The sequence below is a fragment of the Acinetobacter schindleri genome, assembly GCF_010918895.1.
GTDB lineage: Bacteria > Pseudomonadota > Gammaproteobacteria > Pseudomonadales > Moraxellaceae > Acinetobacter > Acinetobacter schindleri.
In genome coordinates this window covers 608,472-626,809 of sequence record NZ_CP044483.1, presented here as the reverse complement: position 1 = coordinate 626,809, position 18,338 = coordinate 608,472, and the positions used below count along the sequence as shown (strand labels likewise).

Genomic DNA, 18,338 nt, shown 5'->3' with positions numbered 1-18,338 from the left:
CCATGAGCGCCATTCAATTTGAAAAAACAGCGGACAATATTGTTGTTCTGACTTTTGACTCTCCAAACCAGTCTGCTAACACCATGAATGCCGACTTTCGCACTGCACTTAGCGAAGTTGTCGATAGGCTTAAAGTAGATGATGAAATTTCCGGAATTATTTTCCGTTCAGCCAAAAAGACCTTTTTCGCTGGTGGTGATCTGGATGAACTGATTCAAGCTACACCAGAACATGCCACTGAATTCTTCAACATGATTGAAGAGATGAAAGCACAGCTTCGCTATATCGAAACCCGTGGTATTCCGGTGGTTGCAGCCTTGAACGGTACCGCACTTGGCGGTGGCTGGGAAATCGCCCTGTGTGCCCATCACCGGATTGCCTTGAATGATCCGAAAAGCAAATTTGGTTTACCTGAAGTGACTTTAGGTCTGCTACCCGGTGGTGGTGGTATAGTCCGTTCTGTTCGTTTGCTGGGTTTACAAACTGCCCTTCCTTTATTGATGGAAGGTAAGCAGCTCGGTGTAGAAAAAGCCAAAGCATTGGGCTTGATTCATGACACGGCTGATAGCCCTGATGAGCTGCTGGAAAAAGCAATTGTATGGATTAAAGCCCATCCTAAATCCGTACAACCTTTTGATGAAAAAGGCTACAAGATTCCAGGCGGCTCACCATCCACTCCAGCAGTGGCACAAATGCTGGCAATTGCTCCTGCGATGCTACGTGATAAAACCAAAGCTTGTTATCCAGCACCTGAAGCGATTATGTCTGCAGCAGTTGAAGGTGCGCAGGTCGATGTCGATACAGCCCTCCGTATTGAATCCCGTTATTTCACCTATCTGGCGACCGGTCAGATATCGAAAAACATTATCGGCACTTTCTGGCATGGCATGAACAGTATTAAATCCGGGGTTCATCGCCCGAAAGATTTTGCCAACTGGCAAGCCAAGAAAGTTGGGATTTTGGGTGCAGGGATGATGGGCGCTGGAATTGCTTATGTCACCGCCAGCAGAGGTATTCAGGTCGTTCTAAAAGATATCTCGATCGAAGCTGCTGAAAAAGGCAAAGCCTATAGCCAGAAACTGCTGGACAAGAAAGTCAGTCAAGGTCGACTTACAGCTGGACAGCACGAACAGATTTTAAATCTGATTCATCCCACTGCAAACACAGAAGATTTGACGGGCTGTGACCTGATCATCGAAGCGGTCTTTGAAAATCAGGAACTGAAAGCTCAGGTGACTCAGGAAGCAGAACAATATCTGGCTGCCGACGGCGTAATGGCATCAAATACTTCGACCTTACCAATTAGCAATCTGGCACAGGCAAGTAAGGATCAAGATAAATTTATCGGTCTGCATTTCTTTAGTCCGGTGGATAAAATGCAGCTGGTAGAAATCATCAGGGGGCAAAATACCTCAGACGAAACCCTCGCCAAAGCTTTTGATTTCGTGCAGCAGATCGGCAAGTTGCCAATCGTCGTGAATGATAGTCGTGGTTTCTTTACTAGTCGTGTCTTTGGCACTTTTGTACAAGAAGGTTTGCGTCTGCTGTCAGAAGGTGTGCATCCAGCATGTATTGAAATAGCTGCTTTAAAAGCCGGTATGCCCGTTGGTCCATTGGCAGTTCAGGATGAAGTGTCCTTAACCCTGACCGAGCATGTTAGCAATGAAACGCGCAAGGCACTTCAGGCAGAAGGTAAAGAACGTCAGGCCTCACCTGCCGATGCAGTCATTCAAACCATGATTCACCAGTTTAATCGCAAAGGAAAGGCAGCTGGCGCGGGCTTTTATGACTATCCTGAAGGTGGGAAAAAACAACTCTGGTCAGGCCTCAGTCACTGGAATAAAAATACCGAGATTTCTGAGCAGGAGATGATTGAACGCTTCCTGTTTGTGCAAGCGCTGGATACCGTACGTTGTCTGGAGGAAGGTGTGTTGCAGTCAACCGTAGAAGGTAATATTGGCTCGATCTTTGGCATTGGCTTCCCTGCCTGGACCGGTGGTGCAGTGCAATATTTAAATCAGTATGGACTGGCGAAGGCCTTGGCACGTGCCAATGTACTGGAAAAAAAATATGGTGAACGCTTTAAAGCACCGGCACTGTTAAAAAATAAGGTTTCTGCTGCTGAAACTTTCTAATCTAATTCGCACAGAATAAAGAGGAGCGTTCAGCTCCTCTTTTTATAAGTCTACTGAAAAAATGATCATATTTTACAGTGCAAATCCAGTCTGCTTTTCAGCCAATCTATGTTATAAAGTAACATAGATTCTATATCCTCTTTGGGTTCATACCATGTCTGATCAAAATACTCCTGAAAATTCGCCTTGGGGTTGGAGAGCACTGATTATCTTCTGCATAATTGGTGGTATATTCATGTTTATCTTCTGGTTAGCTGTCAGCAATGAACCGGACTACATGCCAAGCCAGCAGAAGAAACAGGATACCCAGCAACACGCATTTAAAAATGCCCCAACCATGTCAGAAGAAGCAATTGCCAAAGCTCAGGCAGATCGTGAAGCACGTGCAGCAGCTCAACAAGGTACTGAACCGCAATCAACAGCTGCTGAAGAACAGCATATGTCAGCAGATGAACATGCCCATATGGATACCGAACATGCTGCAAATGGTGCACATGGTCACTAAGATCTTAAGATAAATAAAGCGAGGTTCATGCCTCGCTTTTTTATATCTGAAAATGAATCTTTAAAGTTGTAAATACATATCAATATGTAGAATTCCACAGTCCAGATATTCATCACCCTGTAGCTGAAAACCCAAAGCCTGATAAAAGCCGATAGCATGTACTTGAGAGGAAAGTTTGACAAACTGCCGTCCTTCAGCGCATGCATAGTCAATCACTGCCTGCATTAACTGCTGACCGATCTTGAAACCACGCGCTGATTTCAGTACTGCAACACGACCGATACTATTACTTGTTAATAGTCGGGCTGTGGCAACCGGTTGCTCATGCAGATAAGCCACAAAATGGGTGCACAGCTTATCTTCTGCATCCCATTCATCTTCCGGTGCAATATGCTGCTCCTGAATAAACACAGCTTCGCGAATCAGTCTGGCTTCGGCAGCCAGCTCGGTCCAAGTGCCTGCAACAATTTTTAGCTCAGCATGATTTAGCATTTACAACCAATCCCCTGTTGATCCCATTCATCCTTGAGCAATAATTCAAGGGAGTGTTTCTGAATCCCATACATCTCTTTCAAAGCCTGAATCTGGTTCATCACGTCCTGATCCGGTTCCTGATCGTCCTTGCGCTTCACCGCCAGAATCATTTTGTTTTTGCTGGTATGCTCAAGCGCAACAAATTCGAATACTTTAGTTTCATAACCATAGGCTTTCAGCAACAAGGCACGAATGGTATCTGTCAGCATTTCTGCCTGCTGGCCCGCATGAATCCCGAATTGCAGCATTGGACTCAAAACTTTTGGCGCCTGTAACTGGGGACGTAGCTCCTTGTGACAACATGGGGCACACATGATGATCTGCGCATTCAGGCGAATACCGGTATGAATAGCAAAATCTGTCGCTACATCACAAGCATGCAAAGCAATCATCACATCCAGATGCTCAGGCTCATAGGTGCGCACATCACCCTGGAAGAAATCGAGCTGGTTAAACTGGGATTGGTCGGCCACCTTCTGGCAAAACTCGACCATTTTCGGATTCAGTTCTACACCCGTCACCCACGGCGTCTGTCCATGCTTTTGCATATAGTCATACAAGGCACAAGTCAGATAGCCCTTACCTGAACCAAAGTCCACCACACGCAGACCTTCCTGAGAGGCTTTAATCTGCGAAAGCGCATTCGAGAAAATTTCCACAAACTTGTTAATCTGTTTCCACTTGCGCGCCATGCTCGGAATGACCTGACCTTGCTGATCAGTAATGCCGAGATGCTGTAAAAATACACTGTCCTGATCCACATAACGCTGCTTGACCCGGATGGCCCTGTTCAGCAGTTTTGGATTTAACGACAGGTTGAGTTTTGCTGCGGGTCAGCATGACTTTTTTCTTGTTTTTTTTCAGCTGCAATTCTTCGGCTGTAGTGATCAGATTGGCCTGCTTGCAACAGGCCAATAATTCAGTGACCTGAGACAAAGCCTCAGTTAAAGGATAATTTTTAGTGACGTCCTGGGTTTTATATCGGTACAGACAACTCAGTACTTTTTGCTCATTCAGCCAAATGACGCGCAAGGTCATTTTCTCCAGTTGTTCCAGTTCGCCCTTATACTGACTTAAAATCAGGCGATCAAATTGATCTGTTTCAATGGCTTGCTGGAAAGTATCCAGAAATTGCTGTTCTTGAACCGAGAGAGAAGCCAAAATAGACATAAAAGAAACCTGAAATGAATTGCCATTAAAGTGTAAATGTTCTTACCCTAAAAGCAAAATTGAATTACTATACATTTGTATATTTAAGAAGAATGATAACTATGTCAAATGCACCATTGCTTCAGGATTATGATGCTGTCGAAGAGCGCATCAACTACATCAGTCACGGTGTAGGTGCTGCCTTGTCAGTAATTGCCGGTATTTTACTGGTGATTAAAGGCTCTTATCTCAGTACGGGTCAATGGATTGGCTTATGGGTCTATGCACTGAGCATGATTGTACTTTTTTCTGCATCCATGCTGTATCACATGGCCACAACTGCAGACCGTCGTTATTTCTATAAAAAAATTGACCATACTGCGATCTACTATCTGATTGCCGGTACGTATACGCCCTTTCTGGCAATTGCCATTCCAACGGCCAAAGCCCAGTATTTGTTGATTGCTTTATGGAGCATTGCTGTCCTTGGAACACTATTCAAGTTCATTTTCATTCATCGTTTTCAGAAACTTTCCCTGTTTGCCTATCTGGCAATGGGCTGGCTTGCACTGTTAGTTATTGATGATATGCAGAAATATTTATCAGTACAATCTTTAACCTTTCTCATCATTGGGGGACTTGCTTATACGGTGGGTGCATTGTTTTATGCATTAAAAAGAGTAAGATATACGCACGCTATCTGGCACATTTTTGTATTGATAGGCGCAGGATCACATTTTCTGTCCATCTATCTTTACGTGATTTAATCCTCTCATTCTCCATTTCAGTGACCCTGAGCGAGTTGAATTGAGAAGATTGCAGTTGTTTTTTTAAGAAATTACGCCTTTTTTAAAAAGATTACGCTTTTAAAACTAAGTTCTTTTATTTTTAGTAAGTGTAAGGTCATTCATGGCGTCGTCAAATTCTGCTGCTCAGCCAGCACAAAACTCAAAATTCCGCGTTTTAACAGCGAGTTTAGTAGGCACTACAATCGAGTTCTTCGATTTCTATATTTATGCTACTGCCGCTGTCATTATTTTCCCTTATTTGTTCTTCCCGGCAAGTACAGACCCAATGACCGCAACGATCCAGTCACTTGCGACTTTCGCAATTGCCTTTATTGCGCGTCCGATCGGTGCGGCATTGTTTGGTCACCTTGGCGACAGAATTGGTCGTAAAGCCACCCTGGTCGCTGCCTTGCTGACCATGGGACTGTCTACGGTAGCGATTGGCCTACTGCCAACTTATGGTCAAATTGGTATTGTAGCGCCTTTGCTTTTGGCATTATGCCGTTTAGGTCAGGGCCTTGGTCTGGGTGGTGAATGGTCAGGTGCGGTCTTACTTGCAACTGAAAATGCACCTGAAGGTAAACGTGCCTGGTATGGTATGTTCCCGCAATTGGGTGCACCAATTGGCTTTATCCTGGCAACTGGCTCATTCTTGACGCTCGGTGCATTGATGTCCGAAGCTGAATTCATGGCTTGGGGCTGGCGTATTCCATTCATTTCAAGTGCTTTACTTGTTATCGTAGGTCTTTGGATTCGTTTAAAACTGCATGAAACACCTGCATTCCAGAACGTTTTGGACAAGCAAAAAGAAGTAAACGTACCTTTTGTTCAAGTATTTAAAAAACATTCTAAAATGTTAGTACTGGGTACAATTGCAGCTATCTGTACCTTCGTTGTATTTTACTTAACAACTGTGTTTGCGCTGCAATGGGGTACTAAGCAGCTAGGCTATTCACGTGAAGAATTCCTTCAGTTACAATTAGTTGCAACGCTATGCTTTGCTGCATTTATTCCGTTATCTGCTGTATTCGCAGAAAAATTCGGTCGTAAAGCGACTTCCATCGGTGTATGTATCGTTTCTGCGATCTTTGGTATCTTCTTTGCCGACATGCTTGAATCAGGCAGTACAGTTATCGTATTCCTGTTCCTGTGTATCGGACTTGCGATCATGGGCTTAACTTATGGCCCAATTGGTACCGTATTGTCTGAAATCTTCCCGACTTCAGTACGTTATACAGGTTCCGCTTTGACCTTCAACTTGGCAGGCATCTTCGGTGCATCTTTTGCGCCTTTAATCGCAACCAAGCTGGCAACACAATATGGTTTATCTGCCGTGGGTTATTACCTGACAGCAGCCTCTATCCTGTCACTGTTGGCATTCCTGCTCATTCGTGAAACCAAGAATGATGATGTAAACAATCAGATCTAATTCTAGGATTACCCTCTAAAAAGCCAGTGTGAATGCACTGGCTTTTTTATTTCCGAAATTTGGTGTGCAACAAAAAACTGCTATTTCTCTTCCTCTATTTACGGAACAATACAGAAACGGATTCATAACGAGAAGGATAAGATATGCAGGATCCAATCGAATATTTGACCGAAGACCAGCTGGTTCATATTGTGGTCTTACTGGAAGAAGATAAGAAAACCGAAGCCATCCAATATATTGTTCAACACACGCCATTAGACCAACAGCAGGCACTTGAAGTGATTGCCGCGATCGTGATGGAGCATGATGCTGCCTTACAGGTACAGACACAAGGCGCAAGATTTAGTGATGATGTCACCATTAATCCACAGCTGAAGACTGAAGCGCTAACCGACTGTATTGCAGTCTCCATCCCTGTAAGCGCTACACAAGATAATGCTACCCGCCCACCCATTCCAGAGTCGACCCAAGAGTTACAGGAAAAAGTCGCTGAACCGGTCACTGCAAAAAATGGACCGCATCTGATCTGGATCATTGCAGGTATTATTATTCTGATTCTGCTAATTATCTGGATGGTTGGCTAGATACTGAAATCCGCCAAATTATTTATATCAACTCAATGATATCGATGGTGGGTGGTACGCGAAAACGGAAAGGTACACCCACGAGACCTGTTCCGACAGTGACAAATACATCGGCATGTTCATGTCGGTATAAGCCGCGCTTATGTCCGAGAATTGACACCCGTTTCATCACATAATCCGTCAACCACGGCAATTCCACTTGCCCACCATGCGTATGCCCAGAGAGCATTAATGGCCGGCTTGGCAATTTCGGCACCATGTCTACCGTATCCGGGTTATGTGACAGGATCACCCAAGGCTTATCTTGTGGCAACTCCGGCAAGAACCGCATATCTGCTTTACCTGCCCAGAGATCACCAATACCCACCAAGCGAAATTCATCAAACTCAACAATTTGCCCTTCAATATCTATAACATTATTGCTTGCTAGAGCAGTATGTAATAACTCCTGAATAGGCGGTCCCGGATACTGTTCGTCATGGTTACCATTCACAGAATATACCGGTGCCTGAATTTCCTGCAGAATGGCGAGTTCTTGGGTCAGAGTATCTTCCGGTTCATAGGTCCAGTCGCCTGCGACGACCACCAAATCAGGCTGCTGCTGATTTAATTTATGTACAATTTGTTTTAGCTGACGTTCATGACCAGAAAATAAACCAATATGCAAATCCGCAATTAAAGCAATACGAACAGGTTTCCGCATTTTTTTATCAGTATTAATCTGATAACGGGTAGTCTTGATCTGGATTAAATGCGGTTCAATAAAACGTGCATAAGACAGTACACCACTGAGCAGACAGATAAATACTGCCTCATGAATGGAATAATACCCATTAAAACCGCCATAAATACTAAAGAAAAATAAAGGAATCAGTAGATAAGATAAATAATAAGCGAGCAGATGGGTAAAGGCTTTAAAGGGATGAATCGTCTGGGTATGTGACTGACTGATCCACGCCTGCGATATACACCACAGCGCTAAAATCGCCATTCCGATATAGAAATATAAGATCACGGAATCGATATTCCCCATAATTTTGCCTTGTCCAGTTCTTTAGTACATTCTCTGCTCTGTATTTATCTTTTCACAGCTGGCAATTATACTCAAACCTAATTTATCACGCTTAGATTCATATGACGAATGCTCCCCGCTCCAAGGCTGACCAGCCCATGGTCACTTCCCAACGTAATACTCCATATAAATCTGCTGTTTTACTGGGTTTGAGTCTTGTTCTGGGGATCTCTGCCTGCAGCACGCTTCCTCCGCAGGTAGAACGACCTTCACATACTGCCTTTGAAACTGATACTTCACAGACTTCCCTGGCTAAAATTGTTCAACCTTTACGTGATCAATATCTAGGTTTGACTGGATATCATGTTCTCTATGATCCACTTGAAGCACTTGCAGCCCGTATGCAACTGATTCATAAGGCCGAGCAGACTTTAGACCTGCAATATTACATTTGGGACAATGACCGGATTGGTGCACTGGCCTTAAATGGCATTATTCAGGCTGCTGACCGTGGAGTAAAGGTCCGCCTTCTGATTGATGACAACAATGCCAAGAAGATGGAAGGCATTTATCTGGCACTGGATCAGCATCAAAATATCGATGTCCGCTTATATAATCCCTATCGTTTTCGTCAGCATCGTGCCATGGATATGGTACTGGATTTGAAACGTATCAATCGTCGTATGCACAACAAGAGCTTTATTGCAGATAATCAGATTGCCTTGATTGGCGGACGTAATATGAGCAATCAGTATTACAATGTAAGTGATGCCTATCAATTTTCCGATGTAGATGTGTTGCTGGTTGGTGCCGCCTCAGATGAGATTATCCATTCCTTTGATGAATACTGGAATGATGACTATGCCTATCCAGTGCGGAATATTGTTAATCCACGTCATCATAGCCTACGCTTTGAAAGCCTTAAACAACAGCTAAAAGCACATCAGGATGACCCACGAGTACAAAACTACCTCGACTTAGCTAACAGGTCTAAGGCTTTTGATAAATGGCTTGATCATAATATCCAGCTGGATTGGGTTGAAGCAGAAGTAGTCAAAGACCCGCCTACTAAGATCAAGTCCAAGGCAAAAAAAGAAGAACACCTGAATTTCCAGTTGTTACAGCATCTGGAAAAACCTGAACAAAGTGTAGATATTGTCTCTGCTTATTTTGTACCAGAAAAAGAAGGTGCAGAACGGCTCAAAAGTCTGGCTCAAAAAGATATAAAGATTCGAGTACTCACCAATTCTTATAAAGCCAATGACGTTCCTGTTGTGCATGCTTTTTATTCTAAGTACCGTAAAGATTTACTGGAACATGATGTACAGTTGTACGAATTTCTAGCGGCGCCAGATGCAGCAAACCTGAATGCCAATACCAAGGAAATTGCTGACAAGGCTAAAGTGAGCTTGAAAGGTCTGAGTCGTTCCAGTTTACACGCAAAACTGATGGCCTTAGATGAGAAACAGGTGTTTATTGGTTCATTTAATTTCGATCCGCGTTCAGCCTATCTAAATACAGAGATTGGTGTATTACTCAACAGCCCTTCCTTAGCACAAGCTGTGCATAAAACCATGGATCAGAACTTGAGTAAATATGCTTATAAATTGGTATTAGATGCCAATCAGAATATCAATTGGAAGATCCAGCAACCGAATGGTGAAATTAAAACTTTGACCAAAGAACCAAAAATGAAATGGCATCAAAAAGCCCTGTTAAAGTTTGTGTCTTGGCTTCCGCTTGAAGGGTTCATGTAACAACATGACCCCTCTTGAAAACAGATGAACCGAATAATAAAAACCAGTCGATACGACTGGTTTTTATTGAAATTTTTATATTAGGATTTTGTTTTTACTTTATAGCATTCAGCAGCGGTCAGGCCAACTGTACCTCCTGCAAGTTTGGATAATCTCTTAACACTTTCATCAGAAGGATTCTGTTTACCATAAACTTGGCTAAAGCTAGCAAAACTATTTGCCCATTTCACTGTATTTCCTTCAGAGTCTGTCAAACTAATCGCCGGTTTAGGAGTATTCGTACCGTCACCTGTTACTCTCACATTAAATAAATCAGTCAAATTCACTAATGCTCCTCCTACCACTATGGATTCGGAAGAACCATCAGTTGAGGTCTTGATGGTGGAGTTCATACCAATGAGAGCGCCGTTCAAATCGCCTAATTCCTCATTAGCGAAAACTATACGAATAGAAAGTGTATTGTCTGTTTTCTTTCTTACTACTGCAGGTACAAAGGCACGTGAAACGGTTCCAATACGATATTGTTGTACTGTTTCTACCGCATCCTCATCTTCAGAATCCTCGACCAAATAGGTTGTTTGCATTGTAGATGGATTGTATTCAGCACTACATTCATCAACTTTTGCTGTAGCAGGTTTAATATTCGTACGAATATCACCATTCTCATCAATCACAATGCCCAAATTAATTATTCTGTTTGAATCATTTGTTAAGGTAAATTTTAAATTTCCATAAAGCGGGAAAAAATAATTTTCTTGATTTCTTACATTATTTTGAGTCGTGAAAACCCTTCGGTCCAAATGTGTGATTGGATAGATTTTATAAAGATCCATCGTACCAGCAAAATTCAGTGTTCCCCCGGTTTGCTGCCACAGACCTAGCTCACGTTTTTCACTCTCATTTAAGTTATAACTCACACTCTTACCGGTCAAAACCTTATAAAAACGCTCTTTACCAGCAATCATATAATCATTATATAAGCGACCTTGTTCAATCTTGAGTTTCTCGGTAGTAGAGTCACCTACTCTGAATAGATAACCTGGTGTATTGGCAATTTGTTTTGTTTCCGGGTCAATCCATGAATTTTGGGCATCAGCAGTCATTTGTACAGGTTTAATACTACGAATTAAATGAGCATTCAGTCCACCTATCGTGGTGAAATCACCAGGATTCTGGGTTGTGCTTTCTATTTTGCCTTTCCACTGTAAGCCACTGCCGAAAGTCATCCCCTGACGGTCAGTCATCAATATAAAATGACCCAAGATATGTGTCAGGTCAGTATCTGTTAGCGAGCATTCTCGGTTAAGATTACTGCATCCTACTAACCCTTCTGAACCGGTAACATAACTACCTAAGGATTCAGTAGAAAACAGGGAAAATTCTGGCTGATAAACAGCAGCATTTGAAATATTTAATAATGCTTGAAGTACCTGTTCGGCCTGTTCTTTAGTAATCGTTGTTGGTCCCAACCATTTTTTCAGTAAGGCATCAAAATCCTGATCAGATAAAGTCTTGATTTTTTCAACAGTAATATCTTCATCTAATTGATCAAGTCCAGCTCGAATATCTTCATTTATCGCAACAGGATAGATTTCCGTTGCTGATCGTAATTGATCAGTATTTAAACCCATGGCTTGAATTAACTGGACTAAGCGAATAGCAATATCATATTGAGACAGATCACCTGCTGAGTTGGTGTTACGGATGCCCTCAGCGATATCCAATAAATTCATACGTGGATAATGAGATTTAGATGTAACATTACCAATCCTATTCATTGAGAATGAACCCAGATCTACACGTCTTTCATCTTTACCTAGAATATAGAAAGTAATTGACTGGCCTACTTTACAGGCACCTGTTGCCACACCCTTATCTACATCATATGTGGTGACAAATGTTTGCTTTGTATCATCACCACAATGGAAATCTAAAGTTTGCAATGGATAATCTAAAGCAAATTCAATACAACCCGAATTTGTGCCAATACAGGCCCCATTGACTGTACTACTATCATTATTTCCTGGAATAACATCCGCGCTTTCACCACCACATCCTTGCAGTATGATTGCCATAGCTGAGAATGCAAAAGGTAATAGTAATTTATTCTTATTCATCATGATGCTCATATCGTTATCCTTAACGGACACCTATTAATTTTAATTGTCCCTGATTACTTAATACCCGTTCCTCAACATCAATTGCTGAGGCCAATGGCGTTAATAATAAATAGTGGCTATTACGTGGTACCTGTATCATGCCTTCAATATTTTCATATTTCAGGTAATCCGATGCTGAATCATTATTTTTAAATCCACCAGCTCCTTCCAGAATACAACCTTTTTCATCCAAGAACACTGCAAAAGGCCAATAAAAAGTAGGGTCTTTTTGACGGGATGCATAAGATTGAATCTGAATATTTTGTAAAGGTTGTTTTAACTTCACCACTTCAAAGTCAAATTCATCCTTTAAAGGTGCTCGAGGCCAGAGATTGACCTGAGTATCTAATGCAATATCCTTGGCCTTTTTAAGCTTTTTATCCTGAAAACAGGTCCGTCCCATTCCCTCAGAAGCAGTTTCTGCAGAAATACGGTAGTAGGTAACAGCTAGAATGAGAGGAGTATCCTGCCCAGTAGCCCTATTTTTCTTAAATAAAGCCTGCATAACCGATTGTCCAATACCTTTTTCACGTTGAACCGTTTGCAGGCGTGTTGCTCCATTTTTAGTATCAATTATACCTTCCGGCATGGTATAGAAGCGTTTTTTACCATCCAGATTAAATTCTTTTTCCTCAAGTACTTCATTTTTGACGTATTGGTTTCCTTCTATTTCCAAAATATCAGTTTGATCATCAAGGTGCTTTTTTAAATTTTCGGCCAATGTTGGCTGGATATCTTCAGTTTTAAGAACAGACTGCTGGGCTACAATAGGTTCAATTGAATTATCAATATTCTGTTTTAAGGTGTTGTTCGATCTAGTCTCTGGAATATCTTTGGTAAAAATAGAAGAAGATAAAGTATCTGTTTTATTAATAATCCCAGAATGAGATAAGTTATTTTTATCCTCGATTGGATTATTCTGTTTAATTTTCTGTTCTCTAACGATTTGACTGCTTTGAAGTTTAGGGGGTGCAGTCATGACCTGAGATTGAGGATGTAAAATCTGATTTTTCTGATTTGATTCTAAGACCTTTTGGGTTTGAATATTATTTTTTTGTACTACCATCGGTCGACCATCTGGACCAATAATCGTATGAAATGTACCGGCATAGACATTCCCTAATTGTGTTGTTATCAACACAACTATCGTCCTTAGCCACAAATGTCCTATCATCCTGATATGCCTACCATCTTGTTCTATAGTTAAGTCCTAAAATTGTGATTTTAGTATCTGTTTTAACATTTAACCCCGCATATGGGTTTAATAATAAGTTGTTAACACCTGTCTGGTTTGAAAGGCTACTGGTATTAGCTGGGATGTTATCCTTACTGCGTAAGAAACCAATAGATAAATCGAGATCTGTGTCTGCATCAAACTTGTAGCCTACACCTAGGCCAAATAATTGAGCATTATTGATCGGTACCATCGTATTACGCTTGTTATCAGGAATAGCACTCGAACGTGGTTCATAACCCGCACGCAGCTTCAATCGGTCTGTTGCTGAGTATTCAAACCCGATTCCCCAACTCCATGGCGAGGTAAACTCAAGGGGTAATGCCAATGAAGTATCGGTAACATTTGCAGATAAAAGTTTGGCAATTTTCAATGCTGAAATTTGACGATCAAATTCGAAACGGAATTTGTCCCAGGCTTTATAATCTGTCCAACCCACATCAAAATTAACTTGTAAATCAGGCAATAATTTATATTTAATCCCCGCCTGAAAATGTGCAGGAAATTCCAGATCCATGGATACCAAACCAGATTCACTCGATGGGACAGAATTTGGGAATCCGAGAATCGCTGCAAGAATCTGCCCTGTCGGAGAAGACATCAAGCCCTTGATCATCTCCTGCGGCGCTCTGGCATTATCAATGTGATATTTACCCTTAAGGCGCATTTTTGCTGAACTTTGGTAGACCATACCAAAACTGAAATCTTCAGTAGGTTCCCATAGTACACCCAAGTTATAACTCGGGCTCAGGGATTGTTCCAGTCCAAGTTGCATTTGACCAAATTTGCCAAATGGATTCATTCCTTCTTGAGCATTACACATCCCGAGTAAAAGAATATCGGTGATAATGTCCGAGTTTTCTTTAAATGGTGTACATACCACTTCATCGATCATTCTCAGCATACCGATGAGTTCATTCGGAAAACGTAGGTCGGTTTTCATACCCATCGCTTGATATGACATTCCGACACCACCTCCAATCGAAAGCGTATCACTGACCTGATAGCCTACCGAAGGTGACAGATAGGTAATCCGCTCAAGTGCAACCTGCTGCCCCATATAGTTTGCAGGATTACCACTTTCAGCACCAAAACCCGCCATAAGAGGTGCATATACAGCTGTCGCATAAGTTGCTTTGGAGCCTGGTGGATTATAGGCAATCCCCATAGTGGGTGCAGCCACTGGCATCCCTTCACCCAGATCCACCATCTTTTTTAAAATAGGTACATATAAGCTAACGTATTCAACATCACCTCTGATCGGCCCATCTTTAAAATCAGTACATAGATCTGAATTAACCTCTGGTCCATCATTACAAACCAAAGGATCATCTGAATAACCGAAAACGTTATAACCAGCAGGGACACTGAACTCACGTCCAATATCAAAATTAGCAATAATAATCTGCTGCTCAGTTTGTAAGCCCTGAATTTTAGTCAAACCTGCCGGGTTGAAATGAACAGCATTAACTCCTGGCGGATCTGCAGTAACTGCATTACCTAGTGAAAGCGAGCGCAGGTCAACCGATAAATTTGTTCCTAATTGTGCAAATGCTGCACCTGAACAACCCGTTAAAAGAATGGCACTCACTAACGGGCTGAGTCGAATTTGTCTCATAAGACAGCCCCTTAGCGAATTTTCTTACCAAAACCTAAAATATCCAGTGGGAAAGATAGACCGAGCGAGACATCAGGTGCATCTTCTGTTAATCCTAGCCCTACAGTACCGTTGACAATTGTTTCAGGAGAGATACGTACCCCGAGGGAAATTGCAAAGGTTGAACTGGTTTGATCTGCTGGCGAGTAACTTTCACCACTTGAATATCTAAACTCTGAACCAGTATTAAAGCTTTGCTGATAGGACATTGTCATTGAGACATCGTAATTAAAGGAATAAGCAAAACCAAAAGCAAAACCACCACTGATTCCGGGTTCAAATTCATCAATTACACGGTAACCCCGACGCTGATTTAAGTCAGTTACTTTAAATCCATAATTGGCAGAAACAGAGGCAAACAATACGACTGGATCAATATATTTACGGGTACTTGCTCCCACGCCTACAGCGTAATAGCCCTTACCTGTGGATAAATCATCGGCCGCATTAATTTCATATGGACTATCACCGGTCTTAGTGGAAAGATTACCAAATAAAATGAGTGGCAGACGTCCTGCTTTTATTGGAAATGGTTCCCAACGCGCCCCAAGACTTATATCACCTAAACCTGCTGTAGACGTATCTTTCAGTAAATCTGTTTTAGTCACCAGCGGTAAAGACGCAGTTAAGGTTAAGTTATCTTTTAAACCATATTGAGCAGTGAATGTGTTAGTCAGCGTATGGGTTGCATTTTCCTGAACACGTAACTGATACAGCTGGCCTTGTGCCATTTCTAGATCTAGCTGAGTATCGCGATAATAGGTATAGTCAATATCGTAATACGATGAAATTTCACCTTGCTTAATCAGTGAATACTGACGCTCATTCGAAGTAAAGACCTCCTCAAGATTCGTTTCTTGAGATGCATCCCCTTCACGCTGTTGTAATGCAGATGAAGCTTGTACTGGCTCTGTAACTCGTTGTTCTACGGTAGTTGGTTGTGTAGATTCTGCTGTTTTCTCCTCTGTCTCAATGATTTGCTCATATCCACCTAATTCAGGTTCAGCTACAGATTCAGCAACAGTTTCTTCTACTTCTACGACTTCCTCGTATTCCCCTAATGCCGGCTCATCTGCAGCATATGCTGCCCCCATGACCATTTGAACACTAAGTGCCAAGAGAGTTTTGTTCATCCATTCACGTTTCATGTTGCATCCCACCATTTTTATTTTTCTAATTCAGTTTTTTAATTAGTTTTTACTTGCTCTTATAATAAAGTCTTAAGAAGTTATAGGTTGGCTTCCCATAGGAATCCGACTCCGGATTCATATTGGTATCCAGACGAATTGTAGATGCCTTATCCGCGATTTTTTCCATATAGAATTGGGGATATTGAAAATCTACCAATGCATAACGGTTAATCGTGGCATCCTCAACATGGCGCATATCTGAATCTTGGAGTGCCAAGAAGTTTTTACGATATTGCTCAGGCACATTGATTAAATACAGCGTATTATTTTCCCAGACCTGTTTAAAACGTTGTTCATCAAAACTAATATTGCCGAGTGCTGGATCAGCAATATAAACACGCCCGTCTTTATATGCTTTATAGACAACAAAATGTTTAAATCCTGCATAAGAAATAGGAACAATAGCCGGCTGCCCTTGTTTGACCAAGTCTTCAAATTCTCCTCTATAGCCTCCACTTTCTAAACCCAAAGCGGCTACAAAACGTTTCATATCCAGAAGAGAAAAGCTACGGCGTTCAACAATCTTATCTGTTTCACCAAATTGCATTAGGCCATTCATTACTTGCTGCTCATCCAGTTGCGTACCTACATAACCATTCAATAAGGTCGTAAGCGCTGCCGAGCCACAACTGTAGTCATAAGCTTGTCTGACAATTCCCCTAAATTGATCCTGTAAGGCAGGTTTAATCCGCACGGGCTCACGATGCATACGTACAAAAGAATCCCGACGGGAATCTAAGGTTTCGGTATAGCGAACTGTTTCAACGGGTTGTTCCTTTATATCAAAGGCTTCTTTGGCAGCGTAGTAGATCAATGCCGAGCCCAACGCGATCTCTAACATATTTTTTTACTTTTCTTATCATCGGCATGATGCGCCTAATTATTCTTTTTATAGAGTTTTCACTCTACTTCCTTGTAACTAGAAAGATACCTTTTTTTTCAAAAAAATACAGTCTTTTTTTATTTTTTTAGATAAATGATACATTCATAAAAAAAGCGCGTGTAAACACGCGCTTTTTAGGGATCAGACTAACGACCAGAAATGGTAAGCACCGAACCTGGAGTATAGCTTGTTCCATAGAAAGTCTGCATACCTTGGATTTCAATATCACCAATTGAAGTACCTTGTTTTGCACTAGCTGCTAAATTACGGTCATAGCTACCAATATGAACACCCTTTACATAGATGTCATGTGCACCACTCTCGCTGGTAATTTTAATAAAGCCTTTATTTGCAGCTGAAGAACCAAATACCTGAACATCTTGTTTAATTTTTAAGTTTGTTGAATTTGTATCAGTAACTTTGATACTTTCTATATAGATTTCACCAGGGCCATTAGTAGTAACACCAGCTGCAAGTGTTGCACCAGCAGTTGAATTATCCAAGATGCCCAAACCTTCAATTTCTAGACCACCAATCATTGTAGTATCCAGTTTGATCATTGCACCCTGTGGAGCAGCACCTAACTGAACATTGGCACTCATTTGACCAGTTTTAATAGACAGACCACTTAAAATTGCATTGTAGTTTTTGTCAGCACCTGTAAGCTTAGCACCACGCTGAACTGCACCGGCAGTATAAGCATTAGATTCTGCTACCCCAATTTCACCAATGTGAATTTCAAGACCAGAAACCTGAGCTGCAATATTCAGGAATGCACCATCCGCACTACCATCAGCATCAATTTGCAAATCTGCCAAGTTACCCGTATTTAATAGGTACTTTCCGCCATCAGAGTAGTTAGCACCAATAAAGATTGCCTGACTAGCATTACTAATTGTAGCAGTTCCTGCATTGTTTAAAGATGTTAAGGTAATCGTTCTCGCACGAGTAGGATCTGTTACACCCTGGATTACAATTGCACCAGCTTCACCTGAACCACCAATAATTGGTTTAGATACCGCTGATGCAGGAGTACCAGGATTCATAGGAATATATGTATTTGTTGCATCTTCTGCCAAACCATCATTATCATGCACAAATAACTTATCGATAGTAACCCGTGAAATACCAATACCAATATTGATACCGTCTTGACCTGTAGTTGCGCTCAATGCAGAATCATCCATGGCTTGCATTGCCATCGCATTTGCGCTGATCGCCATTGAAGAAATTAAAGCTAATTTAGTGAATTTTTTCATTCGTACTCTCCCAAGAGTATTATTTTTTTTGGTTGTGAATCACTCTTTGTCCATGATGTATTT

14 protein-coding genes and 1 pseudogene are annotated in these 18,338 nt (G+C 41.6%); 6 read left to right on the top strand and 9 right to left on the bottom strand.

Annotated elements, in window-relative coordinates; genetic code table 11:
• Window positions 1–2: 2 nt before the first annotated feature.
• Window positions 3–2,135, top strand: a complete 2,133-nt coding sequence (locus FSC11_RS03105) for a 3-hydroxyacyl-CoA dehydrogenase NAD-binding domain-containing protein (RefSeq protein WP_163165098.1) — start codon at window positions 3–5, stop codon at window positions 2,133–2,135.
• Between the two features lie 154 nt (window positions 2,136–2,289).
• Window positions 2,290–2,640 carry a hypothetical protein gene (locus FSC11_RS03100; RefSeq protein ID WP_163165096.1) on the top strand — a complete coding sequence of 117 codons (351 nt, stop codon included), beginning with the start codon at window positions 2,290–2,292 and terminating at the stop codon, window positions 2,638–2,640.
• Window positions 2,641–2,700: 60 nt separating this feature from the next.
• Here the strand turns inward: FSC11_RS03100 and FSC11_RS03095 are convergent, their stop codons facing one another.
• Window positions 2,701–3,132, bottom strand: a complete 432-nt coding sequence (locus FSC11_RS03095; protein ID WP_163165094.1) for a GNAT family N-acetyltransferase — start codon at window positions 3,130–3,132, stop codon at window positions 2,701–2,703.
• A pseudogene (locus FSC11_RS03090) lies at window positions 3,126–4,344 on the bottom strand (class I SAM-dependent methyltransferase). Before FSC11_RS03090 ends, FSC11_RS03095 begins: the two are co-directional and overlap by 7 nt.
• Window positions 4,345–4,445: 101 nt before the next feature.
• Between FSC11_RS03090 and trhA the strand changes: the two are divergent.
• The 3 genes from trhA to FSC11_RS03075 all read left to right on the top strand — a co-directional run bounded on the left by trhA (window position 4,446) and on the right by FSC11_RS03075 (window position 7,124).
• Window positions 4,446–5,090, top strand: coding sequence for a PAQR family membrane homeostasis protein TrhA (gene trhA, locus FSC11_RS03085; RefSeq protein ID WP_163165092.1), 645 nt, complete (start codon window positions 4,446–4,448; stop codon window positions 5,088–5,090).
• Window positions 5,091–5,232: 142 nt separating this feature from the next.
• Complete coding sequence (locus tag FSC11_RS03080; protein ID WP_163165089.1) at window positions 5,233–6,540, top strand: MFS transporter; 1,308 nt, start codon at window positions 5,233–5,235, stop codon at window positions 6,538–6,540.
• Window positions 6,541–6,683: 143 nt separating this feature from the next.
• On the top strand, window positions 6,684–7,124 hold the full coding sequence (locus FSC11_RS03075; RefSeq protein WP_163165087.1) for a hypothetical protein: 441 nt from the start codon (window positions 6,684–6,686) through the stop codon (window positions 7,122–7,124).
• Between the two features lie 22 nt (window positions 7,125–7,146).
• Here FSC11_RS03075 and FSC11_RS03070 read toward each other — a convergent pair whose 3' ends face one another.
• Window positions 7,147–8,157, bottom strand: coding sequence for a metallophosphoesterase (locus FSC11_RS03070; protein WP_163165085.1), 1,011 nt, complete (start codon window positions 8,155–8,157; stop codon window positions 7,147–7,149).
• A gap of 101 nt (window positions 8,158–8,258) precedes the next feature.
• Between FSC11_RS03070 and FSC11_RS03065 the strand changes: the two genes are divergently transcribed.
• On the top strand, window positions 8,259–9,893 hold the full coding sequence (locus FSC11_RS03065; RefSeq protein ID WP_420867675.1) for a phospholipase D family protein: 1,635 nt from the start codon (window positions 8,259–8,261) through the stop codon (window positions 9,891–9,893).
• Window positions 9,894–9,973: 80 nt separating this feature from the next.
• On the opposite strand, the gene filF is transcribed toward FSC11_RS03065, so the two are convergent.
• From filF to filA, 6 genes are all read right to left on the bottom strand, one after another.
• Complete coding sequence (gene filF / locus FSC11_RS16170; RefSeq protein WP_205681853.1) at window positions 9,974–12,022, bottom strand: putative pilus system protein FilF; 2,049 nt, start codon at window positions 12,020–12,022, stop codon at window positions 9,974–9,976.
• A gap of 10 nt (window positions 12,023–12,032) precedes the next feature.
• A complete protein-coding gene (gene filE / locus FSC11_RS03055) occupies window positions 12,033–13,193 on the bottom strand; it encodes a putative pilus assembly protein FilE (protein WP_163165083.1) in 1,161 nt (386 codons plus the stop codon).
• Window positions 13,194–13,236: 43 nt separating this feature from the next.
• Window positions 13,237–14,904, bottom strand: a complete 1,668-nt coding sequence (gene filD / locus FSC11_RS03050; RefSeq protein WP_004814477.1) for a putative pilus system OmpP1/FadL family transporter FilD — start codon at window positions 14,902–14,904, stop codon at window positions 13,237–13,239.
• Window positions 14,905–14,915: 11 nt separating this feature from the next.
• On the bottom strand, window positions 14,916–16,091 hold the full coding sequence (filC, locus tag FSC11_RS03045) for a putative pilus system protein FilC (protein ID WP_171521696.1): 1,176 nt from the start codon (window positions 16,089–16,091) through the stop codon (window positions 14,916–14,918).
• 49 nt (window positions 16,092–16,140) lie between these two features.
• Entirely contained in the window at window positions 16,141–16,974 is an 834-nt protein-coding gene (gene filB / locus FSC11_RS03040; RefSeq protein ID WP_163165079.1) for a putative pilus system C39 family peptidase FilB, read from the bottom strand.
• 188 nt (window positions 16,975–17,162) lie between these two features.
• The gene (filA, locus tag FSC11_RS03035) at window positions 17,163–18,275 is read right to left on the bottom strand and encodes a putative pilus system protein FilA (protein ID WP_163165077.1); all 1,113 of its coding nucleotides are present in this window, start codon (window positions 18,273–18,275) and stop codon (window positions 17,163–17,165) included.
• Window positions 18,276–18,338 lie beyond the last annotated feature (63 nt).

Coding starts and splice junctions, on each gene's coding strand:
- FSC11_RS03065 (WP_420867675.1), top strand. CDS start 8,259: ATGACGAATGCTCCCCGCTCCAAGGCTGACCAGCCCATGGTCACTTCC.
- filA (WP_163165077.1), bottom strand. CDS start 18,275: ATGAAAAAATTCACTAAATTAGCTTTAATTTCTTCAATGGCGATCAGC.
- filF (WP_205681853.1), bottom strand. CDS start 12,022: ATGAGCATCATGATGAATAAGAATAAATTACTATTACCTTTTGCATTC.
- trhA (WP_163165092.1), top strand. CDS start 4,446: ATGTCAAATGCACCATTGCTTCAGGATTATGATGCTGTCGAAGAGCGC.
- FSC11_RS03070 (WP_163165085.1), bottom strand. CDS start 8,157: ATGGGGAATATCGATTCCGTGATCTTATATTTCTATATCGGAATGGCG.
- FSC11_RS03100 (WP_163165096.1), top strand. CDS start 2,290: ATGTCTGATCAAAATACTCCTGAAAATTCGCCTTGGGGTTGGAGAGCA.
- filB (WP_163165079.1), bottom strand. CDS start 16,974: ATGTTAGAGATCGCGTTGGGCTCGGCATTGATCTACTACGCTGCCAAA.
- FSC11_RS03105 (WP_163165098.1), top strand. CDS start 3: ATGAGCGCCATTCAATTTGAAAAAACAGCGGACAATATTGTTGTTCTG.
- FSC11_RS03095 (WP_163165094.1), bottom strand. CDS start 3,132: ATGCTAAATCATGCTGAGCTAAAAATTGTTGCAGGCACTTGGACCGAG.
- filD (WP_004814477.1), bottom strand. CDS start 14,904: ATGAGACAAATTCGACTCAGCCCGTTAGTGAGTGCCATTCTTTTAACG.
- FSC11_RS03075 (WP_163165087.1), top strand. CDS start 6,684: ATGCAGGATCCAATCGAATATTTGACCGAAGACCAGCTGGTTCATATT.
- FSC11_RS03080 (WP_163165089.1), top strand. CDS start 5,233: ATGGCGTCGTCAAATTCTGCTGCTCAGCCAGCACAAAACTCAAAATTC.
- filC (WP_171521696.1), bottom strand. CDS start 16,091: ATGAAACGTGAATGGATGAACAAAACTCTCTTGGCACTTAGTGTTCAA.